This window comes from Vibrio sp. JC009 (assembly GCF_029016485.1).
Taxonomy (GTDB): Bacteria; Pseudomonadota; Gammaproteobacteria; order Enterobacterales; family Vibrionaceae; genus Vibrio.
On record NZ_CP092106.1, the window covers coordinates 2,703,250 to 2,721,184 of the forward strand.

The 17,935-nt window shown below is 47.7% G+C and carries 15 protein-coding genes; 4 read left to right on the top strand and 11 right to left on the bottom strand.

Annotated elements, in window-relative coordinates:
- Positions 1 to 15: 15 nt before the first annotated feature.
- The 4 genes from iscU to trmJ all read right to left on the bottom strand — a co-directional run bounded on the left by iscU (position 16) and on the right by trmJ (position 3,009).
- Positions 16 to 399, bottom strand: coding sequence for a Fe-S cluster assembly scaffold IscU (gene iscU / locus L3Q72_RS12015; RefSeq protein ID WP_275130186.1), 384 nt, complete (start codon positions 397 to 399; stop codon positions 16 to 18).
- A gap of 24 nt (positions 400 to 423) precedes the next feature.
- Positions 424 to 1,638 (bottom strand): IscS subfamily cysteine desulfurase, encoded by a 1,215-nt coding sequence (locus L3Q72_RS12020; protein WP_275130187.1) that lies wholly within the window; start codon positions 1,636 to 1,638, stop codon positions 424 to 426.
- Between the two features lie 28 nt (positions 1,639 to 1,666).
- Positions 1,667 to 2,167, bottom strand: coding sequence for a Fe-S cluster assembly transcriptional regulator IscR (gene iscR, locus L3Q72_RS12025; protein ID WP_275130188.1), 501 nt, complete (start codon positions 2,165 to 2,167; stop codon positions 1,667 to 1,669).
- Positions 2,168 to 2,283: 116 nt separating this feature from the next.
- Positions 2,284 to 3,009 carry a tRNA (cytosine(32)/uridine(32)-2'-O)-methyltransferase TrmJ gene (gene trmJ, locus L3Q72_RS12030; protein ID WP_275130189.1) on the bottom strand — a complete coding sequence of 242 codons (726 nt, stop codon included), beginning with the start codon at positions 3,007 to 3,009 and terminating at the stop codon, positions 2,284 to 2,286.
- A gap of 251 nt (positions 3,010 to 3,260) precedes the next feature.
- Between trmJ and suhB the strand changes: the two genes are divergently transcribed.
- The gene (gene suhB / locus L3Q72_RS12035) at positions 3,261 to 4,064 is read left to right on the top strand and encodes an inositol-1-monophosphatase (RefSeq protein ID WP_275130190.1); all 804 of its coding nucleotides are present in this window, start codon (positions 3,261 to 3,263) and stop codon (positions 4,062 to 4,064) included.
- 258 nt (positions 4,065 to 4,322) lie between these two features.
- Here suhB and secF read toward each other — a convergent pair whose 3' ends face one another.
- From secF to queA, 5 genes are all read right to left on the bottom strand, one after another.
- Positions 4,323 to 5,270 carry a protein translocase subunit SecF gene (gene secF, locus L3Q72_RS12040; protein WP_275130191.1) on the bottom strand — a complete coding sequence of 316 codons (948 nt, stop codon included), beginning with the start codon at positions 5,268 to 5,270 and terminating at the stop codon, positions 4,323 to 4,325.
- Between the two features lie 9 nt (positions 5,271 to 5,279).
- Positions 5,280 to 7,136 carry a protein translocase subunit SecD gene (gene secD / locus L3Q72_RS12045; protein WP_275130192.1) on the bottom strand — a complete coding sequence of 619 codons (1,857 nt, stop codon included), beginning with the start codon at positions 7,134 to 7,136 and terminating at the stop codon, positions 5,280 to 5,282.
- Between the two features lie 21 nt (positions 7,137 to 7,157).
- Positions 7,158 to 7,493, bottom strand: a complete 336-nt coding sequence (gene yajC / locus L3Q72_RS12050) for a preprotein translocase subunit YajC (RefSeq protein WP_275130193.1) — start codon at positions 7,491 to 7,493, stop codon at positions 7,158 to 7,160.
- A gap of 171 nt (positions 7,494 to 7,664) precedes the next feature.
- Positions 7,665 to 8,789 (bottom strand): tRNA guanosine(34) transglycosylase Tgt, encoded by a 1,125-nt coding sequence (gene tgt, locus L3Q72_RS12055; RefSeq protein ID WP_275130194.1) that lies wholly within the window; start codon positions 8,787 to 8,789, stop codon positions 7,665 to 7,667.
- A gap of 230 nt (positions 8,790 to 9,019) precedes the next feature.
- The gene (gene queA, locus L3Q72_RS12060) at positions 9,020 to 10,078 is read right to left on the bottom strand and encodes a tRNA preQ1(34) S-adenosylmethionine ribosyltransferase-isomerase QueA (protein ID WP_275130195.1); all 1,059 of its coding nucleotides are present in this window, start codon (positions 10,076 to 10,078) and stop codon (positions 9,020 to 9,022) included.
- Between the two features lie 712 nt (positions 10,079 to 10,790).
- Here queA and L3Q72_RS12065 point away from each other — a divergent pair.
- The gene (locus L3Q72_RS12065) at positions 10,791 to 11,267 is read left to right on the top strand and encodes a CBS domain-containing protein (RefSeq protein WP_275130196.1); all 477 of its coding nucleotides are present in this window, start codon (positions 10,791 to 10,793) and stop codon (positions 11,265 to 11,267) included.
- Positions 11,268 to 11,372: 105 nt separating this feature from the next.
- Here L3Q72_RS12065 and L3Q72_RS12070 read toward each other — a convergent pair whose 3' ends face one another.
- Positions 11,373 to 12,971 (bottom strand): isocitrate lyase, encoded by a 1,599-nt coding sequence (locus L3Q72_RS12070; protein ID WP_275130197.1) that lies wholly within the window; start codon positions 12,969 to 12,971, stop codon positions 11,373 to 11,375.
- 133 nt (positions 12,972 to 13,104) lie between these two features.
- Between L3Q72_RS12070 and L3Q72_RS12075 the strand changes: the two genes are divergently transcribed.
- Both L3Q72_RS12075 and L3Q72_RS12080 read left to right on the top strand, forming a co-directional pair.
- On the top strand, positions 13,105 to 14,052 hold the full coding sequence (locus L3Q72_RS12075) for a LysR family transcriptional regulator (RefSeq protein ID WP_275130198.1): 948 nt from the start codon (positions 13,105 to 13,107) through the stop codon (positions 14,050 to 14,052).
- A gap of 114 nt (positions 14,053 to 14,166) precedes the next feature.
- Positions 14,167 to 16,332, top strand: a complete 2,166-nt coding sequence (locus L3Q72_RS12080) for a malate synthase G (protein ID WP_275130199.1) — start codon at positions 14,167 to 14,169, stop codon at positions 16,330 to 16,332.
- A 298-nt stretch (positions 16,333 to 16,630) separates the two neighbouring features.
- Here the strand turns inward: L3Q72_RS12080 and L3Q72_RS12085 are convergent, their stop codons facing one another.
- Positions 16,631 to 17,653 carry an IS110 family transposase gene (locus tag L3Q72_RS12085; RefSeq protein WP_275129409.1) on the bottom strand — a complete coding sequence of 341 codons (1,023 nt, stop codon included), beginning with the start codon at positions 17,651 to 17,653 and terminating at the stop codon, positions 16,631 to 16,633.
- Positions 17,654 to 17,935 lie beyond the last annotated feature (282 nt).

The following is a 17,935-nucleotide window of genomic DNA, read 5'->3' on the forward strand; positions in this document are numbered from 1 at the left end:
TTAAATAAATGATTTTTATTCTTGGTGCTTTTTCTTGTAATCAGATACCGCTGCTTTAATTGCGTCTTCCGCAAGGATTGAGCAGTGTACTTTTACCGGAGGCAGTTCCAGCTCTTCTGCAATTTCAGCGTTCTTAATTGCAGCCGCTTCATCGATGCTCTTACCCTTAACCCACTCGGTTACCAGTGAGCTGGAAGCAATCGCACTGCCACAGCCGTATGTTTTGAATTTCGCATCTTCGATGATACCTTCCGGCGTCACCTTGATCTGAAGTTTCATCACGTCACCGCAAGCTGGTGCACCCACCATACCGCTACCTACATTCGGATCTTCTTTATCAAAAGAGCCGACGTTGCGTGGGTTTTCGTAGTGATCGATCACTTTTTCACTGTAAGCCATAATTAATTCCTCACTTATTCAAGATTAATGATGAGCCCACTCAACTGTGTTCAAATCAATGCCTTCTTTATACATATCCCAAAGCGGGGACATTTCTCTTAATTTGTTAACCGCCTGATGAATCTGCTCTGCCGCGTAGTCCACCTCTTCTTCCGTTGTAAAACGGCCGAATGAGAAGCGAATTGAGCTGTGTGCCAGTTCATCATCAAGGCCCAGCGCACGCAGAACGTATGAAGGTTCAAGGCTTGCTGATGTACATGCAGAGCCGGAAGAGACTGCCAGGTCTTTCAGAGACATAAGCAGAGACTCACCTTCAACAAATGCGAAACTGATATTCAGGTTATTTGGCAGACGCTGTTCAAGATCACCATTAATGGTTACTGCTTCCATATCGTTAAGACGTTCAAGCAGACGGTTTCTTAAAGCCAGTGCATGGTCGTAGTCTTTCTGCATATCTTCTTTTGCGATGCGGAAAGCTTCACCCATACCAACAATCTGATGAGTCGGAAGTGTGCCGCTACGGAAACCACGTTCATGGCCGCCACCGTGCATCTGAGCTTCCAGACGAATACGAGGCTTACGGCGAACGTAAAGTGCACCAATACCCTTAGGGCCGTAGATCTTGTGTGCTGAAAGAGAAATCAGATCCACTTTCATTGCCTGAACATCAATCGGCAGCTTACCCGCTGACTGAGCGGCATCCACGTGGAAGATAATCTTACGTGCACGGCAGATTTCACCAATCGCCTCAATATCCTGAATAACACCGATTTCATTGTTCACATGCATAATGGAAACTAAAACCGTATCTTCACGCATCGCAGCCTGAAGTTTTTCAAGATCGATAATGCCGTTTGATTCTGGCTCAAGGTAAGTCACCTCATAGCCTTCACGCTCTAACTGACGGCAGGTATCCAGTACCGCTTTATGTTCAGTTTTACAGGTGATGATGTGCTTGCCCTTCTTACCGTAGAAGTGAGCCGCACCTTTAATGGCCAGGTTGTCAGATTCTGTCGCACCCGATGTAAAAACAATTTCACGAGGGTCTGCATTAAGAAGTTCAGCAATCTGTTCACGAGCTGTATCTACAGCTTCTTCTGCCTGCCAGCCATAACGGTGTGAGCGGGATGCCGGATTACCAAAGGTACCATCCATCGTCATGTACTGAACCATTTTTTCAGCAACTCGCGGATCCACTGGGCATGTTGCTGAATAATCAAAATAAATTGGCAGTTTCATTCTTTACTCCGGTAAAATTGCCGCTGAATTAAGAGCGGACACCTGCTGTAGCAGAGTTTGTGCCCGTTGCTTTATAGTTATTGTTGACGCCAAACTTAACATCCCTGTGCTCAGAGATTTCAAGAACTTCGTTATCGTTCATCAACTCACCAAGGGTGATGTTGTTCAGGAAACTGCTGATTCTGTCACTCAGGTCACGCCATAAGGTGTGAGTCAGACAGCGGGTGTCACCACAACAATCACCTTTACCTGCACAACGTGTTGCATCAACAGATTCATCTACTGCCGCAATAATTGTTCCGACAGAGATCTGGTACGCACTGGCACCTAATTTATAACCGCCACCCGGACCACGCACACTCGCAACCAGTCCCGCTTTTCTCAGCTTAGAAAAAAGCTGCTCAAGATAAGAGAGAGAAATCCCCTGTCTTTCCGAAATATCGGCAAGCGGCACCGGGTTCTTTTCCGAGTGAAGTGCAACGTCCAGCATAGCTGTAACTGCATATCTTCCTTTCGATGTAAGTCTCATAACGCATATACCTATGACAACCTATTTACAAGGAAGTTTTCCATACCTGACCAAGTTGGTCAAGTATTTATTTGACCAAAATAGTCAGGTATTTAACCTTTATCACAAGATGGTTTTTACTTCTCTTTGATAGATTTCTCAACAGAAGTCAAAATCCCTCTCAAGGTATTGATTTCCTGAACCTCAGGACGGGCACGGCTAAACAGGCGGCGCAGTTTATTCATCACCTGATTAGGTTTGTCATGCGATATAAACTGGGTATCAGTGATCACTTTTTCAAGATGTTCGTAGAACATCTCCAGTTCTTTGTGACGTGGATAGGATATTTCTTGCTTTGGATGCTCGCTGTCTAACTTGTTCAGATGCGCAACCCGAATCTCATAAGAGAGCGTCTGAACCGCCATCGCCAGGTTCAAAGAACTGTACTCAGGGTTAGCAGGAATACAGACATGGAAGTGGCACTTCTGCAGCTCTTCGTTGGTCAGCCCGGTTCGTTCACGGCCAAATATCAGCGCCACCGGATACTCTTCACCTTCAACAGCAAACTTCTCGCCACATTCACGCGGCTCAAGCATTGGCCACTCCAGCGTTCTGGAACGCGCACTGGAGCCTACCACCAAGCCACAATCTGCAATCGCTTCATCCAGCGTATCCACAATCGTCGCATTCTGAGCGATATCACCCGCCCCGGCAGCCAGCGCCAGTGCCTGCTCATCAACCTCACACTCAGGCGAAACCAACACAAGGTTACTCAGCCCCATCACTTTCATTGCCCTTGCGGCAGAGCCGATATTACCCGAATGAGAAGTGCCAACGAGGATGATCTTTACCTTATCTAACATGTTTTATTCTGCCTGAATGCCTGTGAATTTGAGAGCGGAATAGTAGCACACTCGGGGATGGTGTATGAATAACCTTAATGGGTGAAACTCTATTAATGATATTTATATACTCTACAACGCGCTTTAAGAAGATTCCCGCCTTCGCCGGAATGACGGCATCAGAGAGCAAAAAATAACCACTTCCAATTTCAAAAAACTTTGGTATACTCCCCGCCGCTTTCTGTTCTTTAACATCCGTTGGGTATAAATATATGCATCCTATGCTGAATATTGCTATTCGTGCTGCACGAAAAGCAGGCAACCATATTGCCAAATCTCTAGAAAACGCTGAGAAAATTCAATCATCTCAGAAAGGCACTAACGACTTTGTTACTAACGTAGACAAAGAAGCCGAAGCAATGATCATCGATACAATCAAGAGCTCTTACCCTGAGCACTGCATTGTTGCCGAAGAATCTGGTCTTATCGAAGGTAAAGATAAAGACGCGCAGTGGATCATTGACCCTCTGGATGGCACTACTAACTTTGTAAAAGGTTTCCCTCATTTTTCTGTATCAATCGCAGTTCGCCTGAATGGCAAAACTGAGGTTGCTTGTGTGTACGACCCAATGCTAAACGAGCTATTCACAGCTCAGCGTGGTAGCGGCGCACAACTAAACAACGCACGTATCCGTGTAAACCAGCTTAAAGACCTTCAGGGCGCTGTACTTGCAACAGGCTTCCCGTTCAAGCAAAAGCAACACTCTGAGTCTTACCTGAAAATCGTTTCTTCTCTGTTTGTAGACTGCGCTGACTTCCGTCGCACCGGTTCTGCCGCTCTTGACCTTTGCTACCTGGCTGCCGGCCGCGTAGACGGTTTCTTCGAGCTAGGCCTGAAACCATGGGACATGGCAGCAGGTGAACTAATCGCACGTGAAGCAGGCGCAATCCTGACAGACTTCGCAGGCGGCACAAGCTACATGCAGTCTGGCAACATAGTTGCATCAAGCGCACGCGGTACTAAAGCAATTCTTAAGCACGTACGCGAAAACGCTAACGAAGCGATTCTAAAATAATCTGATTTCACAGCCCGTCACAGCTGAGATTGGATAGGCCCCTATCGACCCGGGTGGTTGGTGGGGGCTTTTTTTTGTTTTTGGACCCTGGGCCCTGGGACGTTCGCTTCGCTCACTTCTAGGCCCTGGGGGAAACACAAACTCCTTCCCAGGGCCCAGTAGGGCGCAGCCCGATCCCAGGGCCCAGCCCCCAAACAAAAAACCGCAGCAAAAGCCACGGTTTTAATCATTTACTAATGAACGCAAGGGCTATCGCCCTTACGGCATCTCATCAAACTCCGCCCCTTCCTTCTCAATCTGCGGTGGCATCAGGTGCTCGCGCTGGATACCCAGTTTCAGAGCCAATGCCGAAGCAACGTAGATAGAAGAGTAAGTACCTACCATGATACCCAGCAGCAATGCTGTTGCGAATCCGTGGATGTTTGCACCACCTTTAGTAAATAGTGCGATAACAACGAACAGCGTGGTTAACGAGGTGATTAATGTACGGCTCAGTGTCTGAGAAACCGAGCTGTTCATTACGTCAGCAGGTTCACCTTTACGCATCTTGCGGAAGTTTTCACGGATACGGTCAAATACAACAATGGTATCGTTCAGCGAGTAACCAACAACCGTCAGTAGCGCCGCTACGATAGTCAGGTCAACTTCAATCTGCAGGAACGAAAATACGCCAAGCGTGATAATAACGTCGTGCGCCAGTGCCAGTACCGCACCTGCTGCAAGACGCCACTCAAATCGCATTGAAACGTAGAACAAGATACAGATAAGAGAAGCAATGATCGCAAGACCACCCGCTTCCGTCAGCTCGTCACCCACGTTTGGACCAACGAACTCAATACGGCGCATCTCTACCTGTTCACCCGTACCTTCTTTCAGAGCATCCAGGATCTGGTTACCCAGTTTTTCACCCTTCGCATCTTCACGAGGGCGCAGACGAACCATTACTTCACGCGCACTACCAAAGTTCTGAACCGTTGCATCACCAAAACCCTTTGCTTCCAGAGAAGTACGGATTTTTTCCAGATCAGCAGGTTGCTCAAAGCCAACTTCGATCAGAGTACCGCCGGTAAAGTCCAGGCCCCAGTTCATCCACTTAGTGGACAGAGTGGCAATAGACGCACCAATCATCAATATAGAGAAGAGGAACGTCACTTTCGACCAACGCATAAAGTCGATCGTTTTGTCTGATTTCAATATCTGAAACATCACTTTTCCTTAGATCGACAGTTTCTTAATGCGCTTACCGCCATACAGGAAGTTCACGACACAACGTGTACCTACAATAGCTGTAAACATAGAGGTCAGAATACCGATAGACAGAGTTACCGCGAAACCTTTAATCGCACCTGTACCCACTGCAAACAGAATAATCGCAGTGATCAGTGTGGTAATGTTCGCATCGGCAATGGTACTGAAGGCGTTTGCATAACCCTGATGAATTGCCTGCTGAGGGTTCTTACCTTCACGCAGCTCTTCTCGGATACGTTCAAATATCAGTACGTTGGCATCCACCGCCATACCGACTGTCAGAACGATACCTGCAATACCCGGCAGCGTCATTGTCGCGCCCGGAATCATAGACATAATACCGATAATCAGAATCAGGTTGGCAAACAGCGCCATATTGGCGAACAGACCAAACTTACGGTAGTAAACCGCAGTAAACAGCATTACGGCAATCATGCCCCAGAGACACGCCTGAATACCCATATCGATATTCTGCTGCCCCATTGAAGGACCGATTGTACGCTCCTCAACAATAGAAATCGGAGCAATCAGCGCACCTGCACGAAGAAGCAGTGCAAGGTTGTGTGCTTCAGCCGGAGAGTCGATACCAGTAATACGGAAGTTACGGCCAAGAGCAGTCTGAATAGTTGCCTGGTTAATCACTTCTTCGTGCTTATCCAGAATAACTTTACCTTCAGATGTCTTACGTCCGCTGTCTTTGTACTCTGCAAATACTGTCGCCATCAGCTTACCAACGTTCTTTTTAGAGAACGCCGACATCTTGCTGCCACCTTCGCTGTCCAGCGAGATATTTACCTGAGGGCGGCCATATTCATCATTGCTGGAACTTGCATCTGTAATGCTTGCACCGCCAAGAATAACGCGCTTCTTCAGCACAACCGGACGACCATCGCGGTCATACTTCAGTTCACTGCCTGCCGGAACACGGCCACTGGCCGCTGCTGCAAGGTCAGCTTTGTCATCCACTTCGCGGAATTCAAGCGTTGCCGTCGCACCAAGGATCTCTTTTGCACGAGCTGTGTCCTGAACACCAGGAAGCTCAACCACAATACGGCTTGCGCCCTGACGCTGAACCAGCGGCTCAGCCACACCCAGCTCGTTTACACGGTTACGAAGGATGGTGATGTTCTGCTCTACAGCATAGTTACGAACTTCAGCCAGACGAGTTTCATTGTAGGTAGCAGTAAGTGAATACTTACCTTCAACGTCTGACTCAACAATCAGCATATCCTGGTGTTTTGTCGCCAGGGTCTGCTTAGCTTTCGCCAGGTCTTCTGCGCTACGCAGTACAACCTCAACAGCCTGATTACCTTGCTTACGAATCGCACGGTAACGAATCTTCTCTTCACGAAGTTCACTACGGAATGCATCTTCCTGCTGGTTAAGCAGCTTTTCCATTGCAGCGTCCATGTCAACTTCCATCAGGAAGTGAACACCACCACGCAGGTCCAGACCCAGTTTCATCGGTGCAGCACCGATAGATTCCAGCCAGTCAGGAGTAGAAGCAGCAAGGTTCAAAGCAACAACGGCGTCTTTGCCAAGGGCTTCGTTGATAATATCGCGGGCACTGATCTGAGTATCAGTATCATTGAAACGAACTAGGATTGATCCGTTTTCCAGTGCAGCGGATTTATGAGACAGGCTCTTTTCATCAAGAGCTTTGGTGACAGTATCCAGCGTTGCCAAATCAACAGAGGCGCCACGCGCCCCTGTAATTTGAATAGCCGGATCTTCACCGTAGATATTAGGAAGGGCGTAAAGCGCACTGACGAGGATTGCGAAAATCACCATCAGATACTTCCATAATGGATAACGGTTCAGCACAGTGAGGACCCTTAAGCCGGATTATAGAGATTTAAGCGTACCCTTTGGCAGCACTGCTGTAACGTAATCTTTCTTGATAGTTACTTCATTGTTGTCATTCAGGGCAATTACGATGTAGTCGTTGTCTTCAGCAATCTTTGCGATCTTGCCAACAAGACCACCACTAGTCAGAACCTCATCACCTTTTGACATGGAAGCCATCAGTGCTTTGTGCTCTTTAACACGCTTATTTTGCGGGCGGTAAATCATAAAGTAGAAAATCACCGCAAACATACCAAGCATGATAATCATTTCAAAACCACCACCCTGTGGTGCACCTTCAGCGGCTGCGTGCGCTTGGGAAATGAAAAAGTTCATTCGAAAACGTCCTCTATTAATTAAAATTCTAATTCCAATATTCTATTGGGCGATCAGTATATGTTTTCAAGGTCCGAACGCCCGGAATATCTGTGATTGTTCTATCTGAATGTGCTCAAGTTAGATCTGGATCTCTAAATGAAGCGATAATTCAGATTAAGCCTATCACCATTACTTATTTAAAGGTGGCACTTCGCGGTCACGACGAGCATAGAACTCTTGTACAAACTCATCGAAGCGATCTTCATCAATCGCCTTACGAATGCTTTCCATCAGACGCTGATAATAGCGCAAGTTATGGATAGTATTAAGACGTGCACCTAAGATTTCATTACAACGGTCAAGATGGTGAAGATAAGACTTCGAGTAGTTCTGACAGGTGTAACAATCACATTCCGGATCCAGCGGGCCAGTATCCGTTTTGTGTTTCGCGTTACGGATTTTTATCACACCACCTGTGACAAAAAGATGTCCGTTACGTGCATTTCGGGTCGGCATTACGCAGTCGAACATATCGATACCACGGCGAACACCTTCCACAAGGTCTTCCGGCTTACCAACCCCCATCAGGTAACGAGGCTTATCTTCCGGTAGCTGCGGACAGGTGTGCTCAAGTACGCGGTGCATATCTTCCTTCGGCTCACCAACTGCCAGGCCACCAACAGCGTAACCATCAAAGCCGATATCAGTCAGGCCTTTTACAGATACGTCACGCAGATCTTCGTAAACACCACCCTGAACAATACCAAACAGTGCATTTGGGTTTTCCAGCTTGTTGAAGTGGTCACGGCTGCGCTGAGCCCAGCGAAGAGACATCTCCATGGATTTCTTCGCTTCGTCATGCGTCGCAGGGTACGGAGTACACTCATCGAAAATCATGACGATATCAGAGCCAAGGTCTTTCTGAATCTCCATGGACTTTTCTGCGTCCATAAAGATCTTGTCGCCATTTACCGGGTTACGGAAATGCACGCCTTCTTCGGTGATCTTGCGGATATCGCCCAGACTGAATACCTGAAAACCGCCTGAATCGGTCAGAATAGGACCCTGCCAGTTCATAAAGTCATGCAGGTCACCGTGCATTTTCATAATTTCCTGACCAGGGCGAAGCCACAGGTGGAAAGTATTACCAAGCAGGATTTCAGCACCCGTGCCTTTCACTTCTTCAGGCGTCATACCTTTAACGGTACCGTAAGTACCAACAGGCATAAATGCCGGAGTCTGAACCGTGCCACGGTCAAACGTTAGCTGACCACGACGTGCGTTACCTTGTTTTTTAAATAGTTCGTATTTCACGAAGCCTCCAATGTGCCAGAGAAACAGTCTGACGGTATTTTTAGGCCCTGGGATTTTCGGCCCTGGGCCCTGGGTAATTGGGCCCTGGGACATTACAGCCAAGAACCCATTGTTGTCTGAGCATTTTTACTCAAATAACAGAAAATTTACGCAAATATATTCTTGCTAGAAGAATGGGCATCTTTGATTACAAAAGGTAAAGCAACCAAAGAGTACCCAGGGCCCAGGGCCTAGCAACCCAGGGCCCTTTTACTAACAAACATCGCATCCCCATAACTAAAGAACCGATATTCATTCTTAACCGCATGCTCATACGCCTTCATCACGTTCTCATACCCTGCAAACGCACTGACCAGCATAATCAGTGTGGATTCCGGCAGGTGGAAGTTGGTGATCAGGCAGTCCACCAGCTGGTATTCGTAACCAGGGTAGATGAAAATTTCTGTGTCATCGAAAAACGGTACCAGCTCAGTGCCGTTTTTCAGAGCGCTTTGTGCTGCGCTTTCTAACGAGCGTACTGAAGTGGTGCCCACCGCGATAACTCTGCCGCCGCGTGCTTTGGTTGCTTTGATTGAATCGACCACTTCCTGAGTCACTTCTACGTACTCAGCATGCATGTGGTGGTCGTTGATGTTATCTACACGAACCGGCTGGAATGTGCCTGCGCCGACGTGCAGAGTAACGTAGGCAAACTCTGCGCCTTTCTGCTGGATTTTTTCCAGCAGTTCATCATCAAAATGCAGGCCTGCTGTTGGTGCGGCAACTGCGCCCGGTTTTTCGTTGTAAACGGTCTGGTAGCGCTCTTTATCTGCGTCTTCATCGGGACGGTCGATATAAGGCGGAAGCGGCATATGGCCGACATCGTTCAGGATATCCAGAACCGGCTTGTCTGATTTGAAGCGGATTTCAAACAGAGCGTCGTGTCTTGCTACCATTTCAGCTTCATACTGGTCTTCTTCACCAAGCAGCAGATCAGTGCCTGGCTTAGGGGATTTAGAAGCACGCACGTGTGCCAGCACCGAGTGCTCATCCAGCATACGCTCTACCAGGACTTCTATCTTGCCACCACTTGCCTTACGGCCAAACAGACGGGCCGGAATAACACGGGTGTTGTTAAAGATAAGCAGATCTCCCTCTTCAACCAGATCCAGTACATCTTTAAATGTACGATCGGTTACTGCTCCAGACGGTCCGTCAAGTTGTAGCAGGCGGCTGGCCGTGCGCTCTGCTTTTGGGTATCGAGCTATCAGCTCATCTGGTAAGTCAAAGTGAAAATCGGATACTTGCATTGTCCTGGTCTACGGTTATTTAACTAAAATTTTGGCAGTGGGGTAGTATAGGCGTCGGGCGGTCAATAGCAAGGATTTTGGGTGATAAAGGTTTTGGGCGCTGAGAGTTTGTTTGCCCGTGCCGCTAAAAGCCCGGTGATTGCTCCGTAAAAACGCTGCGAGTACATCCATGTACGCTCCAATTTTTCTTCCCTGAAAAATAGGTTTTACTCCACAATCACCGGGCTTTTAGCTACTTCTGTGCACAAACTCCTCGCCCTGACTCTTATACACAAGTTTAAGAAGCCAAAGAATGCTCCTCCCCTTAGCCTCGAAAGGCCGGGTTTTCGAAAAAGTAACATCGAAGGGGAGGCTGGGAGGGGTTGTTTCTCATGAGCTTAAATTTTGGTGGTTTAACCATGCATGGCATAACCAACCCCCTCTAACTCCCCCTTCTATTAGCTTTATCAACCAGTTAAGCTTTTTCACTCAAGGGGGAGAACCGTTCTCTGATCACTTTAATATTTGTGTATAAGAGTCAGACTCCTCGCCCCTCGTGGGAACGAGCAAAATTTAGCCACCAAGTGAGGTTCTCAACCATATAAATCAAATAATTACCGATAAAGAACGCAATTCGGCCAAAAAAATGGAACACCTCTCAGATATGAGCGTTAAATAACCCTATAGTTAATAAAGGCAAAGGAAAAAAATAAAAAGCTAACAGGAGGTCGAGATGATCAAAGTTGAAGACATGATGACTCGCAGCCCTCATACCCTACTGCGATCACATTCATTATCCGACGCGAAACATCTGATGGATGAACACGATATCCGGCATATTCCGGTCATTGATACGGATCAGCATCTTTTAGGTGTGGTCACGCAAAGAGATGTCTTAGCCGCACAGGAATCCAGTCTGCAGAAAATCCCCGACGAAAAATCACATACCTTAACCACCCCACTTGAAGTAGCAATGCGCAAAAACGTCATGACTGTCTCTCCACAGGCAGGACTGAAAGAGAGCGCGACTTATATGCAGAAACATAAAGTGGGCTGTTTACCGGTTGTGAATAGCGGAAAGCTGGTTGGAATTATTACCGACAGTGACTTTGTCACCATTGCGATTCACCTTCTTGAGCTTCAGGAAGAGGTTGAACCGGAAGAGCCAGATTTTGAGGAGTTTGAAGCCGAAGATTTTGACGAATTCTGATCTGCCTTAATTAAATTGTAAAGACCTCCTAAAAAAACGAGCGGCTCTGTGGCCGCTCTGAGATACATCTCGCCCTGTTCCGGAACGGGATGTCCGCCAAAGTTATCAGTCAAACTGATGCGAAGTATTTGCCTCACCCGCCGCTTTCAGTGCGTTCTCACCGGCAAAGTACTCTTTATGATCATCACCAATATCTGAACCAGACATATTCTGGTGTTTCACACAGGCGATACCCTGGCGGATTTCCTGACGTTGTACATTCAGTACATAACCCAGCATTCCCTGTTCACCGAAGTATTCCCTGGCCAGGTTATCGGTAGACAGAGCCGTGGTGTGATAAGTCGGAAGCGTGATCAGGTGATGGAAGATACCTGCTTCACGCGCGGCATCAGCCTGGAAGGTACGGATTTTCTCATCAGCGCTCTTCGCCAGTTCTGTATCATCATATTCAATGCTCATCAGATTCGCGCGCTCGTATGCCGATACATCCTGCCCCGCTTCTACCATGGCATCATAAGCCTGCTGACGGAAGTTCAGTGTCCAGTTAAAGGAAGGTGAGTTGTTATAAGCCAGCTTGGCATTGGGATGAACTTTCTTAATTTCGTTCATCATGCCGCCAATCTGACCGATATGAGGTTTCTCGGTTTCGATCCAGAGCAGATCAGCCCCTGCATTAATCGCTTCGATACAGTCAAATACGCAGCGCTCTTCACCGGTGCCTTTGCGGAACTCATATAAGCCGGAAGGAAGGCGCTTAGGACGAACCAGTTTGCCCTGTTTCTGGAAACAAACATCGCCCTGCTTCAGATCTTCTGCCGCCACCTCTTCAACATCAAGGAAGGAGTTGTAGATATCGCCTTGATCGCCGGGCTCTTTTACTGCAGCGATCTCTTTTGTCAGGCCTGCGCCTAAGGAGTCAGTCCGGGCAACGATAATGCCGTTGTCGATGCCAAGCTCAAGGAAGGCATAGCGGACAGCCCGGAGTTTTGCGTGAAAATCAGCGTGAGGAACCGTTACTTTACCATCCTGGTGTCCGCACTGCTTCTCATCTGCCACCTGGTTTTCTATCTGGATAGCACAGGCACCCGCTTCAATCATCTTCTTAGCCAGAAGATAGGTTGCTTCTGCATTACCAAAGCCGGCATCAATATCAGCAATAATGGGCACAACGTGAGTCACATGGTTATCGATTTGATCCTGAATTGCCTGCTGGGCTTTCACATCATCTGACTTACGGGCAGCGTCCAGCTGACGGAACAGTCCGCCCAGTTCACGGGCATCTGCCTGACGAAGGAAGGTGTAAAGCTCTTCAATCAGCGCCGGAACTGAGTTTTTTTCATGCATTGACTGATCCGGCAGGGGGCCGAACTCAGAGCGGAGGGCCGCAATCATCCAGCCGGAAAGATACAGGTAACGACCGTCGGTTTTGCCACCAAAATGCTTTTTAATGGAGATCATTTTCTGCTGCCCCACAAAGCCATGCCAGCAACCTAAAGACTGAGTGTATTTCGACTTATCTTCGTCATAGGCGGCCATATCTGCGCGCATAATGTCGGCAGTATACTGGGCAATTTCCAGTCCGGTTTTAAATCTGTTCTGAGCTCGCATACGGGCTGCTGATTCAGGATTAATGGCATCCCAGGTACCACTTGCCGCTTCTCTGGCTGCGGTGATTGTTGCGATGTCTTTGATGATAGTTGACATGATCATTCCCTCGACGTCAGTGTAAATTTGTTGGTCAGAACCCATCGGTTACAAAACCTGTGTCACGGACAAAGTTTATACATTTGTGACAAAATTTAACCAATTTATAACCTGTATGTTCGGTATTCATTTTATGAATGTTCATAGAGTCGACCTCAATCTACTGGTATATCTGGACGTCCTGTTAAGGGAGCGAAATGTCACCCGCTCGGCGGATCAGCTTGGTGTCAGCCAGCCTGCAATGAGTAATGCGCTGAAAAGACTGAGGGATCTGTTTAACGATCCTCTTCTGGTCAGAACCAATGAAGGCATGGTTCCCACTGAACGGGCACTAAAACTTCAGCCGCTGATCAGAAATGCGCTGGCGAATGTGGAAAAAGCGGTTCAGCCAGCTTCAGAATTTAATGCACTGGAAAGCGACCGGGTATTTCGCATTATGGTCAGTGATTATTCGGAGGCGACACTTATCGTTCCGCTTCTGGAAAGGCTGAGCACACAGGCCCCTAATATTCGCCTGGATATTATGACGCCCAGTGATGTGAACTATCAGGACGTTGAGCAGGGTCTGATTGATTTGGTCATCAACCGCTTTGACACTATTCCTCAATCGTTTCATCAGACGACTCTCTGGCACGATACCTTTTCCTGCGTATTCAGCCGCGATAACCCCATTGCAGAAAACTTTAATCTGGACACCTATCTTCAGGCGCAGCATGTCTGGGTAAATAAAACCGGAATGGGAACCGGCGTTGGCGTTAATCCAGGTGATATTCAGAAGCTGGGCTGGGTAGACAGCGCACTGATGCGAATCGGTAAAACCCGCGACATCTCCGTCTTTACCCGCCACTACCTGTCGGCGGTGTTATTTGCTCAGCAGAAAAATCTGATTCTGACCATTCCAAGCAAAGTAGCGCATACTCAGAAGCACAACCCGGACCTGATTGTTACCAAACCACCGTTTAATATTAATTTGCTGGAAGTGAAAATGGCCTGGAGCCCGCTTTTACAAAGTAACCCCGGTCATCAGTGGATGAGGAGGCTGATTAAAGAAGTTGCAACAGAGATTGATAGCGCAGCCTAATAACCTTTATTTAGTAAATAAATACTGACTATAACCACTATCAATTAGCTAAATCTTCGGGAACTCCTTAGAATTTTTTCATACTATAGGTGGAAACACTTCCAGGGAGATCCTATGCAAGGCAGAACTCAGCAGGGTGGCTTACAGATAGATAACACCCTTTACTCACTAGTTAATGATCAAATCATTCCGGGAACCGGCATCAGTGCCGAAGACTTCTGGCGATCCTTTGAAAAGATTCTGAATGATCTCACCCCGAAAAATCAGGCGCTGCTGCAAAAGCGCGAGGATCTGCAGCAGCAGATTGACAGCTGGCACAGGGAGCGCTCAGGAAAAGCCTTTGACCGGGCTGAATACAAAGCCTTCCTTCAGGAAATCGGCTATCTGGTGCCTGAAGAGGATGACTTCCGGATCACCACTGAAAATGTTGAGCCAGAAATAGCAACTCAGGCCGGCCCCCAGCTTGTGGTTCCTATTATGAATGCCCGTTTTGCCTTAAACGCAGCCAATGCCCGCTGGGGAAGCCTGTACGATGCGCTTTACGGTACTGACGCCATCAGTGAAGCCGACGGAGCCGAAAGAGGCAGCAGTTACAATCCGGTGCGTGGCGGTAAAGTTATCGCCTTCGCCCGTGAGTTTCTTGACAGCGTGGCACCTTTAAACGGCGCTTCGCACAAGGAGACTCAAAGCTACTCCATAGGCAGTACGCTTAACGCCGTTTTGTCCAATGGTGAGCAGGTAACGCTGCTTGATAACACTCAACTTGCGGGCTACCGGGGACGCAAAGAGCAGCCAACAGCCATTTTGTTAAAGCACAACAATCTGCACCTGGAAATACAGATAGATCCCGGAGTGCCGATTGGTCGGCAGGACGCAGCCGGTATCAAGGATATTGTGATTGAAGCCGCGCTGACCACCATTATGGATTGCGAGGACTCAGTTGCGGCGGTTGATGGTGAGGATAAGGCGCTTGCCTATCAGAACTGGCTTGGGCTGATGAAAGGCAGCCTGCAGGACACCTTCGAAAAAGGCGGCAAACTTGTCACCCGTAAGATGAGCCCGGATCGCAGCTACACCAGTATCAATGGCGGTGAAATCTCACTTAAAGGCCGCAGTATGCTGTTTATCCGTAATGTAGGCCACCTGATGACCACCCCGGCAATTCTTGACGCTGGCGGGAATGAGATCCCTGAAGGTATTATGGATGGCATGATCACTTCACTGATTGCAGTCCATGATCTCAAGGGCGACAGCGAATTTCGTAACTCCAGCGCGGCCAGCATTAATATTGTAAAACCGAAAATGCACGGCCCGGAAGAAGTCGCCTTTACCACAGAGCTGTTTGGCAGAATTGAGCAGGTGCTGGATCTTGAGCCCAATACTATCAAAGTCGGCATTATGGATGAGGAGCGCAGAACTTCAGTTAATCTCAGGGAGTGTATCCGGGCGGCGAAGGAGCGCGTGGTCTTTATCAATACCGGATTTCTTGACCGTACCGGCGATGAAATTCACACCAGTATGGAAGCCGGGCCTTTTGCCCCTAAAGGGCAGCTAAAAACCATGACCTGGATTGGCGCTTACGAAGATCAGAATGTGGATTTAGGGCTGGCCTGTGGCCTGGCGGGCAAAGCACAGATAGGCAAAGGTATGTGGCCGGAACCGGATAATATGGCGAAGATGATGGAGGCGAAAATCGCTCACCCGCTGGCCGGAGCCAATACCGCCTGGGTACCTTCACCAACAGCGGCCACTCTGCACGCGCTGCATTACCATCAGGTCAATGTGAAAAACAGACAGGAAGAGCTACGCAGCCGGACCTGTGCGTCGGTGGATGATATTCTGACTATTCCGCTGCTGGGTGATCAAAAGCTGACTGACGAGGATATTCAGAAGGAGCTGGATAACAACTGTCAGGGCATTCTGGGCTATGTGGTCCGCTGGGTGGATCAGGGTGTCGGTTGTTCAAAAGTGCCGGATATTAATAACACAGGGCTGATGGAAGACAGAGCGACACTGCGAATATCCAGCCAGCATATTGCCAACTGGCTGCATCATGGCATCTGCTCTAAAGCGCAGGTAATGGAAACTATGAAGCGTATGGCGGCGATTGTTGATAAGCAGAATAAAGGTGACCCCAATTACACCGCCATGGCAGCGGACTTTGAAGCCAGTATCGCCTTCAGTGCAGCCTGTGAGCTGGTGTTTGAAGGCCGTGCGCAGCCAAGTGGCTACACTGAGCCTGTGTTGCATGCTATGCGTTTGAAGTTAAAGAAAAATTAATGTAAAACCCTCGTTCCCACGCTCCAGCGTGGGAATGTATATGGACTCCCCCTGTAACACAAGTGGTTTAAGATAATAAGAGTTTATGCAAGTGCACGTATATTCGGTTTCATCATGGGGCGCTACCCCGAACCTTTATGGCTAAATCCACTAACAAGGCTTCTAATCGCAGTCCAGGCATTTATTGCCTCATTCCCACACAGAGTTTGCCTTGTGTGCTGTGCTAACACTTTATCTTAATTACTTGCTATTACGCTGGTTTGTCGTTTGCTCCAAATTCAGCTTTACCTTATTTCAGTTAAGCTAACTTAAGCTGGTAAGGCTGTTTTGATTTCAATATGGCACACGCCATCCTGACTATCTTATTCGCTAGAGCAATAACGACTTTATTCACATGGTTTCTCTCTAACAGAGAGCGTATCCACTGACTAAGTGGATCAGTTTTATCTTTGACATGACTAACTACAGCTCGGGCACCATGAACGACAAGAGCTCTGAGATAACGATCTCCTCGCTTAGTAATGCCAAGGTTGATATTTCTACCTCCACTTCCTGTATGAGCAGGCACTAATCCAATGCTTGCGCTTGCATCCCTACCACACTTATAAGCCGATGCATTTCCTAACCTGGCATACAAAGCACTGCCTGAAATCCATGAAATACCCGGTAACGAGGCTAAAAGCTTACAATCTTCATTTTGTTTTGCCTGATTGGTAAGAGCTTGAGTGGCATCATCAATTTGGGTATCAAGCGCGAGCAACTGTTCTTTAAGATTATTTAGAATAAACCGAGCAGCATGGGTTAATTCATTTTCAGCATTTTCCAACTCAAACGGTAGCTGTTTTCTGAGCGAATTGATTCCTATGGGAAATTTGATGCCATATTCCATCGCAAGCCCCCGGATACGGTTAGCAAGCTGTGTTCGTTGCTTAATATAACCTTCCCGCAGTCTTAGTAAGCAGGCAAGATCTTGCTGTTCAACAGTTTTAACCGGAACGAAATGAATATCTGTCCGCTGACTGGCTTCATAAATAGCCAAAGCATCATTGGGATCATTTTTATTTCCCGAGCGATACTTAGCGGCGATCTGAGCAGGCACGAGTAAGACTTGATGTCCTGCCTGCTGGAACTTTCGACCCCAATAATGAGCCGTTGCACAAGCTTCCATACAAATAACAGCTTTGGGGTGCTTAGCCACCATTGAAATTAACTTTGATTGAGATACTTTTTGATTAGATGAAAGCTTTCCGTGCTTATTAATTATCGCAACTTGAATAACAGTCTTAGCAAGGTCGATAGAAATAGTGATATTCTTGTTCATGGCATGGGCTCCTTTTTAGTTGACACTCTTACCTTAGCCGATATTTTCGACGAAGGTGAGGGAGTCCATGCCATTGCATACCGGACTCAAAAACACCAAATATAACCCAAGATATACGTTCTGCACTTATTAGTAATTCATGTTCGATGCAGGTGTCTTCTAATTGTTTGCTCGTTCATGATCAATGTCCATTGTGTATGCAGCAAATGGGGCGAGGAAATGTGTACTGTTACGCCCCCTTAAACTCAGGTATGCATTCCCACGCGGGAGCATGGGAACGAG

Coding starts and splice junctions, on each gene's coding strand:
- iscU (WP_275130186.1), bottom strand. CDS start 399: ATGGCTTACAGTGAAAAAGTGATCGATCACTACGAAAACCCACGCAAC.
- L3Q72_RS12020 (WP_275130187.1), bottom strand. CDS start 1,638: ATGAAACTGCCAATTTATTTTGATTATTCAGCAACATGCCCAGTGGAT.
- iscR (WP_275130188.1), bottom strand. CDS start 2,167: ATGAGACTTACATCGAAAGGAAGATATGCAGTTACAGCTATGCTGGAC.
- trmJ (WP_275130189.1), bottom strand. CDS start 3,009: ATGTTAGATAAGGTAAAGATCATCCTCGTTGGCACTTCTCATTCGGGT.
- suhB (WP_275130190.1), top strand. CDS start 3,261: ATGCATCCTATGCTGAATATTGCTATTCGTGCTGCACGAAAAGCAGGC.
- secF (WP_275130191.1), bottom strand. CDS start 5,270: ATGTTTCAGATATTGAAATCAGACAAAACGATCGACTTTATGCGTTGG.
- yajC (WP_275130193.1), bottom strand. CDS start 7,493: ATGAACTTTTTCATTTCCCAAGCGCACGCAGCCGCTGAAGGTGCACCA.
- queA (WP_275130195.1), bottom strand. CDS start 10,078: ATGCAAGTATCCGATTTTCACTTTGACTTACCAGATGAGCTGATAGCT.
- L3Q72_RS12065 (WP_275130196.1), top strand. CDS start 10,791: ATGATCAAAGTTGAAGACATGATGACTCGCAGCCCTCATACCCTACTG.
- L3Q72_RS12070 (WP_275130197.1), bottom strand. CDS start 12,971: ATGTCAACTATCATCAAAGACATCGCAACAATCACCGCAGCCAGAGAA.
- L3Q72_RS12075 (WP_275130198.1), top strand. CDS start 13,105: ATGAATGTTCATAGAGTCGACCTCAATCTACTGGTATATCTGGACGTC.
- L3Q72_RS12080 (WP_275130199.1), top strand. CDS start 14,167: ATGCAAGGCAGAACTCAGCAGGGTGGCTTACAGATAGATAACACCCTT.
- L3Q72_RS12085 (WP_275129409.1), bottom strand. CDS start 17,653: ATGAACAAGAATATCACTATTTCTATCGACCTTGCTAAGACTGTTATT.